We start from the raw sequence: 2,929 nt of genomic DNA, 5'->3' as shown, positions 1-2,929 counted from the left end.
TCCACCACGTCCGTGACACCACGTTCGCCGAGGACGCCTCCACCATCCGCGTCGGCCGCCTGCCCCGCGTGATGGCCGGCCTTCGCAACCTCGCCGTCAGCGTCTGCCGGCAGGACGGCCGCACCAACATTGCCGCCGCCACCCGCCACAATGCCCGCCACCCAGGCCGCCTCTGGCCACACTCGGATGGACATGATCAACCAGGACTCACGTGCTCAACCGGACAGAACCGCAACACGCAAAGCCCCTGCATCACCGGCAGCCCACTCCTACCGGGAACTTGAAGCCGCCCTGAACCCGGACGAAGTAGGCAGAGAATACTCTACTCTGTTTTTCGACACGTCCTGTTTAATCCCCTATGACTCTCTTCTGTCAATGCGAAGCTCTTCGGGTTCCGTTTCGTAGGGCGCTGAACTACGGCGTTCCGTACAGGTCGCGGGAACCGCAAGAGTTTCCCATCAACATCCCTAGACCTAACAGGAAAAAATGAAGATTCCACGCAGTATGCGTAGATTTGCAACGTTCCTTCCTCTTGGCGTCGGACTCCTTTTCCTTTCGCCTGGAACCAGCGCTGCAGCGGACACCTCAACCGAATATATCGCTTCGAACTCTGGCTGGGCCGCCCCGCAAACCCTCGGCTATGTAAAGGCAAAATGCCCGTCGGCTTACCCGTACCCGAAGTCTGTCGCCCTCAAGATTTCCGGAGGCCGTGAGCGGTTGACCAATATCGCGACGGAAAAATACCCTGGAGAAACGAGGGTTGATTTCTTCAACGGTAACCAGTATAGCAATCCCGCCAAGTATGTCTGGGTCGACTTGAGCGTGACCTGCTCATCTGTTGAACAGAACCCCGATCCAATGATCAAGATTAGGAAGGATGCCATTGTTCCCGCGAGGACACTAGTCCTGCCGGGGTCTGCACAATCGGTGATCCAATGTCCTGCGAACGTGCCATTTTACACCGGAAGTGCCTCATCGACCCCTCCGGGAGTTGACGCAGAATCGTCCCTGAATGATGAAGCTCCTGCAACGGTGACCTGGAGCTTCACCAACTGGACTGACAAGTCGGTGATAGCGTCCGGCTATGCTTACTGTCTGCCGACTGCTCCTTAGTACTCCAGCAGCTGATCGTGCCCTGAGCGGGTTCTTCGCTTGGTAATGACGGTGCCGGCTATGACTTTTCGGCAGCGTTGCCAGTGGGACTTTTTCAGTGAGCGTTTTCAGAGTGGGTACTGATCGGGTGAGGGGCCGATGTCGGCAACGCACGAGGCTCCTGTGCCGTTGAGAGAGGTGTTCGACGCCTCAACTCATCAGCGCAGGAGCCTCGTTGCTTACCGGGTCTTCAAAGTTGAGCGGTGCGGAGGTGTCCGCGGGTTCGACGTGTCGTGACGCAGCGTGTGCGTAGCCGCTGGTTCGTAGCGTTGCGGAACCCGAAGGCGGCGTGGGCGACGAGCTTGATCACGCGGTTGATGCCCTCGCTTTTGGCGTTGCTGTGTCCGGTGTCGATGAACGCGGCGATCTCGTTCCACCAGCGGTCCACGGTGGTGGCGAGGGTACGCACTTCCGGGATGTCGGCGTCCGCGCACCAGGTGAGGAACTTGTAGCGGGCCTGGCCGATGCGGTGGCGGTCGGCGCCGGTGCGGGCCAGAGCGAGGAGGGTGCGCAGGCTTTCCTTGGCGATCCAGGCGGTCAGCAGCGTCTGTCCGATCTTCCCCTCGTCCAGCAGCGGGTTCCACATCTTCGCGAACTGCTCGTCGTTGAGGTCCTCGCGGTTGCGCAGGAGGCGCCTGCGAGCCTTCCATTCCGGGTCGGTGGCGCGTCCGCGTCGTCCGCGGATCTCGGCGGTGGTGCGGCGCCGGACCAGGGACAGCATCTTGTTCGCGAGCTGCACGATGTGGAAGTGGTCGACCACGACGACGGCGTTCGGCAGGCCGGTGCGGATCGCGGCCCGGTAGGTGGCCGACATGTCGATGGCCACGTGCCGGATGCTGTTGCGCCAGGTCAGGGGTGTGGTGGACAGTCAGGCCAGCACGTCGGCGACGGTGCGGCCCTCGACCTGGCCGAGCAGGCCACCGACACCGAGCGCGTCGACGAACCCGGTGTGCCACCGGTCCCGCGTCAGCTGCCACTTGCCCGTTTCGGGGTTCTGCTCCCAGCGGGTCTTGCCGCGCAGGGTCTCGTCGATGCCCAGCACCCCGACCTCGGGCAGCGGCGCTTCGACGACCTCGTGGGCAGCGGCCTTGAAGGCGTCCATCACGGTCGGCCAGGACAGATGCAGATCGCGGGCGGCCTGGATGACCGTGGAGCCGGCATCCCGTATCCGACGTCCGGCCGTACTCCGTAGCCTCCCGGTCAGCCGGGCGCCGGCCGGGATCTGCGGGATCTGCTCGGTGAACGATTTCCGGGGGCAGGCTGGCTCGCGGCACCACCAGCGTCGCTTGTGCCACAAGAACTCCAGCCCGCGCTCGCCATAAGGGAGATCACGGGGCCGGGTGGTCGCGGAGCCTTTCACCCGGGACGAGAAAACCCCGCAGGCCGGGCAGACCCGGGCCGAGGCATCCGCCGTGGCCAGATGAACCCGGCGCCCACCATCCTCGCACCGCTCGACCCGCATGACGGACACCCCGTCGAGGTCCAGCAGCAACGTCGTATCGTTGACCAAGCCCGTGGCTCCCCAATGATCCTTCTGCGTAGAGAACAGAAATGATCACCAGGACCACGGGCGTCCTACATCCAGGGCCGACAACCACCCTACGGATCACACACTGTGACAGGCAGTCAGCGGCTACCGACCCTGCACCGCTCAACTTCGAAGACCCAGCAAGGTGCCCACCACATCGCTGTCGTGAAGGGCAACCATCCCGGCCTGCTCGAGCAGTTGAGGAAACTGCCGTGGGCCGACATCGCCCTGGACCACAAGGACCGCACC

Annotated in this window: 3 protein-coding genes; 1 reads left to right on the top strand and 2 read right to left on the bottom strand. The window is 63.1% G+C overall.

The annotated features are described in order from the left end of the window. Nucleotides 1-486 precede the first annotated feature (486 nt). Nucleotides 487-1,113 (top strand): hypothetical protein, encoded by a 627-nt coding sequence (locus tag ACH4ZX_RS40160; protein ID WP_398283859.1) that lies wholly within the window; start codon nt 487-489, stop codon nt 1,111-1,113. 229 nt (nt 1,114-1,342) lie between these two features. Here ACH4ZX_RS40160 and ACH4ZX_RS40155 read toward each other — a convergent pair whose 3' ends face one another. Both ACH4ZX_RS40155 and ACH4ZX_RS40150 read right to left on the bottom strand, forming a co-directional pair. Further along, a complete protein-coding gene (locus tag ACH4ZX_RS40155; RefSeq protein WP_398283861.1) occupies nt 1,343-2,005 on the bottom strand; it encodes a transposase in 663 nt (220 codons plus the stop codon). 15 nt (nt 2,006-2,020) lie between these two features. After that, nucleotides 2,021-2,662, bottom strand: a complete 642-nt coding sequence (locus tag ACH4ZX_RS40150; protein ID WP_398283857.1) for a transposase family protein — start codon at nt 2,660-2,662, stop codon at nt 2,021-2,023. Between the last annotated feature and the right edge of the window lie 267 nt (nt 2,663-2,929).

Origin of the sequence: Streptomyces sp. NPDC020490 (assembly GCF_044335305.1) — a bacterium.
Lineage (GTDB): Bacteria > Actinomycetota > Actinomycetes > Streptomycetales > Streptomycetaceae > Streptomyces.
The sequence above is the reverse complement of the archived record's forward strand: the minus strand, read 5'-3'. Positions and strand labels throughout refer to the sequence as shown.

Excerpts from the sequence above, each read along its gene's own strand:
- ACH4ZX_RS40160 (WP_398283859.1), top strand. The coding sequence starts at position 487 with ATGAAGATTCCACGCAGTATGCGTAGATTTGCAACGTTCCTTCCTCTT.